Origin of the sequence: Lascolabacillus sp., assembly GCF_028696275.1 — a bacterium.
GTDB classification, from domain to species: Bacteria; Bacteroidota; Bacteroidia; order Bacteroidales; family Dysgonomonadaceae; genus Proteiniphilum; species Proteiniphilum massiliensis.
The window spans coordinates 4288-9731 of record NZ_JAQVHI010000053.1 but is presented as its reverse complement, the minus strand read 5'-3'; the positions used below and the strand labels follow the sequence as shown (position 1 = coordinate 9731).

The window sequence follows — 5444 nt, the reverse complement described above, 5'->3', positions numbered from 1 at the left end:
TTTAAATTTTATCTTACCATTAAGATTGTTCCACAAACAACAGGTTCAACCCTAATCCCTAATTCCACCAGTATGTAAGCTTCAGAACAAGCGCCCTGTTGCGAACATCGCGTGTATCGGCGAAATAGTTGTCGGTATATACTATGAAAAGATCCGACACAGGCTTGTAGCGCCACTGCAGTCTGATATTAACGTTGGTGTTGTTGACCTGCTCGTTGTACTGAACAAATGTGGTTAGATAAACCTTTGGCGAGAAGGTGATATCGAGCTTGGGACCAACCAGCCAGAACTGCTGATTTGTAAATGGCTGAGGAAGCCTTAGATTAGTATAAACAGTGTTTAAAGAGAAATTGATATAGGGCTGATATCTGTATGCAATGTTGGTCTCAATCATATCGCCATGTCCATTGAAGAATTCACCTTTTGAATATTGCAGTGTTCCGTTAAGAGGGCGGCGGGGACTGGTTTCTATCCTGCCAAACCATAAAAGGAAATCATATTCACTGCCGGCAGGGAGGTATACATTACTCACATGCGTTGGATCAAAATCCTCCATCAGCTTAACATAGTTATCAGAAATACCTGTTGTTACCGTTGTATTTCCATCGAAATTCACAAAATAACCTGCCTCATACACATGATCAAGCTTCTCATATTCATGTGAATAGTATGCCTCCATATCGATAAAGGGACCATGAGCCACTACAAGCTTATTTGGCACGAAAGTATATTGAGCTTCAGGATTGAACAAGATATAGTTGTTTCGTCTTACATAACCTGTTTCCGCAAGGAAATTCTTACCCACAGCCGCTTGTCTGAGCTCTAGCTTAATATTCCTCTTGTTATAGTTGATATATGCACCCTGGGCATACTGTTTATCAGGATTACCCGGTCTGAAAGATCGATGATAGAAGAACTTACCGGTCCACACATTATTATTGCTTGCCATATTGTAATCCAGAGCAGCAACGCGGTTGAACTGATCACTGCCGGAGTACTCCTTATTAACAAACATAAAGCTGATGTTTGAGCGAGAGAATATCTTCTGCTGCATTGAGAGGACAGAATAATTACGGGTAGGCATCATGCTGGTCTGATCGGTAACCATATGCATGAACCCCAACCTGAAATCATTCCCAATCTTACCTGTAAACCTGGCACCACCAAGAACAGGCGCATCCAGACCGATCCTTCTGGAGAAGAAAGGTGTAATATCATACTGACCATATTCTGAAAACAGGTCCTGATTCTCAAGGAAGAACTGGCGCTTTTCGGGGAAGAAGAGCTCGAAACGATCAAGATTCATCTGCTGCTGATCCACCTCCACCTGTGCAAAATCGGGATTATAAGTAAGATCCAGATTAGTTGAAGTAGTGAACCCTATCTTGGCATCAAAACCAAAGCTTTTACGGTAACCCGCCTCTTCATTAGCCTCAAAATCACGGTGATATCCACCCAGAACATAGGGAATAAGAGAGAAGTTGAGTCGAGGCTCAGGCAAAGGCTCATCAAAGATAAGTACCCCCGTATATGCTGGAGAAGCGTGGGGGAACTGACGGGGAACGGGGGCCCAGGCCGACTTCTGATTGGTTTTGAGGTCGAGGCGACCAAAATTCACATACCACACCTTGCTGTCTTTGGGATATCGGAGTGATCTGAACGGAACCTTTATTTCGGTGATCCATTTATCGGAATAATTCTTAACCTCCACCTCAATTTTGCTGTCCCAGTTAAGGTTTGTCTCCGATCCGGTTACAATACCATCCCAGATAGCACCCGAGGGAGAGCTACCAAAAGTGTAGGCATTGGTCTGATCCCTGAAGGTATCAAATACCGTTAGTAAGTTATCATTATAATTAAATCTGTAATCTCTTCTGAACGACTCCATGATCCTTTTACCCGGTATAGTGTCATAGAAGATTGTTGCAATATAGAGAGCCTTATCATCGTAGGTTATCATCCCTGTCGACTTCTGATATGGGTAGCCACTGTCAACCGGAGTTACCAGCCTGAAGTTTTCCATCTGATTGGCATTCAGCCAGTCCTCCTCATCAAGAACACCATCCAGAGTGATCTCACCTTTCATTTTTTTAGCAACGTAGACAAAATTTTTGTTTTGAATGTTAATTCCTACAGTGTCGGCAAGTACTATTTGTACTGACTCCTCACCATTTTCGTTACTTCGGGTGTCTTGGGCGTAAACAGATCCCCACGATATCAAGCTAATTGATAAAGCGATAATTAGATTTTTCAAAGATTTCATGCTGATAATAAGTATAAGCCTCAAAATTAGAAAATTAATTGAATTATAACAATTATTAGGGCATACAATAGTTGGAGTAAAAGGAGAGGGTGTAATTGGCTCAAACACGCATTGGGCATGTACATCTTAAAGTATCCGACCTCGATAGGGCTATTGAATTTTATAGCGGACTCCTTGGATTTGAGGTTACAATGAATTATGGTAGTCAGGCCGCTTTCTTATCAGCCGGAGGCTACCACCACCATATAGGCCTCAACACTTGGCAAAGCAAGGGAGGCGCGCCTGCACCTGCAAATTCGGCAGGACTCTATCATGTGGCAATTCTGTTTCCGGAGAGAAAAGATCTGGCGATGATCTTCAAGCGACTCTTAGAGGCTGATTATCCACTTACTGGTGCAAGTGATCATGGTGTTTCAGAGGCGATATATCTTAATGATCCTGATGGCAACGGAATTGAACTCTATTGGGATAAGCCAAGAGATCAGTGGCCTTCAACTCCCGAGGGAGGTATTGATATGTATACAGAAGCACTCGATTGGCGAGACCTTTTGAAAGAGCTTGATTAATTCAGCTCAGAGAATAGTCTCGATGCCCCCATCAGCCATGCAACGTGCAAATCATGTCCGCAAACATGAGATACACCCTCAATTTTGCTTGCATAGGGCAGACCGGTAGCCTCTGTCACCGGGAGCGCATCCATATCGGCACGCAGCATAACAACAGGACCATCGCCGTTCCTCAGCAAGCCATAATTTAGTTTTTTATATTAAACAACTAACTATATGAATTACTCCCCCCAAACCACTCTTTTTATGTAATCAGTATAAGATATTATAATTCTCACCACCTTATCACTCACATTAGGCATGCTGTAGTCGGCAACAGGACGGAAGAACACATTATTAGGCTGACCAATCGGGAAACGGTCACGCGCACCCACATTCTGATACTTCAGCTGCGTAATACCTTGTAAAACACGTTCCGGATTAAGTCCCACCATCATAACCGACGCCTCCTCCATTGCTTCCGGACGCTCGTGAGCCTCACGAATATTAAGCGCGCGGAAGTTAAGAATAGACGACTCCTCCGAAATTGTACCACTATCAGACAACACAGCATAAGCATTCATCTGCAACTTATTGTAGTCGCTCAATCCCATCGGCTTCATCAATCTCACATTCTCATGAAACGTTACCCCCTTCTTCTCAATCATATTCCTTGTGCGAGGATGAGTTGAGACAATCACCGGGAAGTCATATTTTTCTGCAATAGTATTAAGAATCTCAACAAGATTAAAGAAGTTTTTCTCAGAAGAGATATTCTCCTCACGATGAGCAGAAACAACAAAAAACTTATCCTTTTCGAGACCTAAAGTCTCCAGTATATTTGAAGCATTAATCTTTGGAAGATAATTCATCAGCACCTCATACATCGGACTACCCGTCTTTATCACCCTGTCGGGCCTCAACCCCTCAGCCAGCAGATACTCACGGGCGATATCACTGTAAGTAAGATTGATATCAGCAGTATGATCCACAATCCTGCGGTTGCTCTCCTCCGGCACACGCTGGTCGAAACAACGATTACCCGCCTCCATATGGAATATTGGTATATGACGTTTTTTCGCTGCAATAGCACAAAGACATGAGTTTGTATCACCCAGCACAAGAAAAGCATCAGGCTGCTCCTTCTCAAGCACAGGATCAATATTTATAAGTATCTGCCCTGCAGTCTCAGTAGCATTTTTACCGGCAGCATTCAGGAAATAGTCGGGCTTACGCAAACCCAGATCCTCGAAGAACACCTCGTTAAGTTCATAGTCGTAATTCTGACCGGTATGTACCAGAACATGCTCTATTGCTTCTGATGTATCAAGTTTCTGCAGCACACAGCTGAGCCTGATTATTTCAGGACGTGTGCCTACAACTGTCAATACTTTTAATTTTTTCACTTTAGGAATATATTTAGTTTCTGATTATTTCATAATTCTATTAAATGTTCACCTGCTGTTTCTGAGGCAGTTTCAATAACCGTTCTGAAATCGTTACTGACACTGTTTCTGAACTGTTTCCTGTCAGCAAAATCAGACTACAGGTTTGTCAGACTGATCTATACCGGCAGGAAATAAGTATCCGGCCTCTCAGCATCAAATACCTCATTCACCCACATCACCGTTACCATATCCTCATCACCCAGATTCTCGATATTATGAGTATATCCAACGGGTATATCAACCACTTCCAGTTTGTCACCCGAAACAAAATACTCATAAACCTTCTCTTCACCAATCTTACGAAATCGGATCACTCCCCTTCCGCTAACCACAAGAAACTTCTCATTTTTGGTATGATGCCAGTGCTGACCTTTAGTGATACCCGGTTTGGAGATGTTTATCGATACCTGCCCTCTGTCGGGCGTTTTAAGAAACTCTGTAAACGAACCTCTGTTATCCACATTCATCTTCAGGGGATACGAGAATCCATCAACAGGCAAATAGCTAAGATATGTAGAATATAGCTTCTTTACGAGAGGATCAGACAGGTTGGGCAACTGCAGCGAGTTCCTGCTCTCCCTGAACGAGTAGATATGATCTACAATCTCACCCAAGGTAATACGATGCTCCACAGCCACTTTACAAAACTCTCCCTCTCTGTTGGGGTTACCCTCCAACGCAGATATAAGCTCATTAACCACATCATCGATATATACCAGAGTCATCATAACGCTCGGGTCGTTCACCTTAATTGGCAGATCATTAGCAATATTATTACAGAATGTTGCAACAGCACTATTATAGTTTGGTCGGCACCACTTCCCAAACACATTAGGGAAGCGATAAATCAGCACATCAGCACCGTTCTCCCTTCCATAATCAAACAGAAGATCCTCCCCGGCCTTTTTTGAGGCTCCGTAAGGATTATCCAGTTCTGCCTGAATAGATGATGCCAGCATTATTGGACAACTGTTATTATGTTTCTTAAGACAATCCAGAAGCTTAGAAGTGAATCCGAAATTACCCTCCATGAATTCGCTCTGTTCCTTTGGACGATTCACACCGGCAAGATGGAATACAAAGTTAGCCTCTCTGCAGAAATCATCAAGAAGAGCAGGATCAGTCTCCATATCATACCTAAGCAAAGTATAATCAGGTCTTGAACTGCTCAGTTCTGCAACAAGATTC

5 protein-coding genes are annotated in these 5444 nt (G+C 42.9%); 1 reads left to right on the top strand and 4 read right to left on the bottom strand.

Annotation, left to right across the window (positions count from 1 at the left end; translation table 11 throughout):
* Nucleotides 1-58 precede the first annotated feature (58 nt).
* Nucleotides 59-2263 (bottom strand): DUF5916 domain-containing protein, encoded by a 2205-nt coding sequence (locus PHO43_RS09455; protein ID WP_288012076.1) that lies wholly within the window; start codon nucleotides 2261-2263, stop codon nucleotides 59-61.
* A gap of 95 nt (nucleotides 2264-2358) precedes the next feature.
* On the opposite strand from PHO43_RS09455, the gene PHO43_RS09450 reads away from it, so the two are divergent.
* Nucleotides 2359-2829: a VOC family protein gene (locus tag PHO43_RS09450; protein WP_045089193.1), complete on the top strand. Its 471-nt coding sequence runs from the start codon at nucleotides 2359-2361 to the stop codon at nucleotides 2827-2829.
* Here PHO43_RS09450 and PHO43_RS09445 read toward each other — a convergent pair.
* The 3 genes from PHO43_RS09445 to PHO43_RS09435 all read right to left on the bottom strand — a co-directional run bounded on the left by PHO43_RS09445 (nucleotide 2826) and on the right by PHO43_RS09435 (nucleotide 5428).
* Complete coding sequence (locus tag PHO43_RS09445) at nucleotides 2826-3008, bottom strand: M20/M25/M40 family metallo-hydrolase (protein ID WP_288012074.1); 183 nt, start codon at nucleotides 3006-3008, stop codon at nucleotides 2826-2828. The genes PHO43_RS09450 and PHO43_RS09445 overlap by 4 nt on opposite strands.
* A 42-nt stretch (nucleotides 3009-3050) precedes the next feature.
* The gene (gene wecB / locus PHO43_RS09440) at nucleotides 3051-4214 is read right to left on the bottom strand and encodes a non-hydrolyzing UDP-N-acetylglucosamine 2-epimerase (protein WP_045089191.1); all 1164 of its coding nucleotides are present in this window, start codon (nucleotides 4212-4214) and stop codon (nucleotides 3051-3053) included.
* A gap of 158 nt (nucleotides 4215-4372) precedes the next feature.
* Entirely contained in the window at nucleotides 4373-5428 is a 1056-nt protein-coding gene (locus PHO43_RS09435) for a capsular polysaccharide biosynthesis protein CapF (protein WP_288012078.1), read from the bottom strand.
* Nucleotides 5429-5444: the final 16 nt, after the last annotated feature.

Bases quoted from the DNA above. Each gene is read 5' to 3' on its own strand.
- PHO43_RS09455 (WP_288012076.1), bottom strand. From the start codon at position 2,263: ATGAAATCTTTGAAAAATCTAATTATCGCTTTATCAATTAGCTTGATA.